The organism is Rhodovulum viride, from assembly GCF_003265965.1.
GTDB lineage: Bacteria > Pseudomonadota > Alphaproteobacteria > Rhodobacterales > Rhodobacteraceae > Rhodovulum > Rhodovulum kholense.
Genome location: NZ_MUAV01000159.1, coordinates 1 through 582 on the forward strand (window position 1 = coordinate 1; position 582 = coordinate 582).

A 582-nucleotide genomic window follows, 5' to 3' on the forward strand; every position below is an offset into this window, starting at 1 on the left:
TGGATCCCGCGACCCTGCGCCAGGCCGCCCGCGATGTCGAAGACTTCGGCGTCGTGGTGTCGGAACTGGACGCCGACAATATAGAGAGTGCCAATGATGCGGTCTCGCGGCTGGGGCTGGTCGCGACCGGGCTTGGCAACACCCTGGCGGCGGCCGCAGCCCCTGGCATCGAGCGGCTGGCCAATGGCTTTGCCGATCTCTGGCGCAAGGGCGCGCCGCTCGCGTCCGCGCTCGATCTGGTGCTGTCCAATCTCGACCGGGTCGCGGCCTATGCCGGCACGGCCGCCACGCTGATCGCCGGGCGGTTTGCGGCGAGCTTCGCGGCGGCGACCGTGGCGGCGGCCGCGCTGAACGCAAAGCTTCTGCTGACCCGGGCCGCGCTGATGCGCACCGGGATCGGCGCGCTGGTGGTCGGCGCGGGCGAGCTGGTGCTGTGGTTCGGGCGGCTGGTGACGGCGGCGGGGGGCTTTGGCGCGGCGCTCGATCTGATGAAGGATGTCGCGGCCGAGGTCTGGGACCGGATCGTCATGGGGCCGGAGCTGATGCGGCTCCGGATGGAGGAGCTCGGCGCCCGGATGAAGG

The 582-nt window shown here is 71.6% G+C and carries 1 pseudogene; it reads left to right on the forward strand.

The window, feature by feature from the left end:
- Window positions 1-582: pseudogene (locus BYZ73_RS23190) on the forward strand (phage tail tape measure protein); the annotation flags it as partial.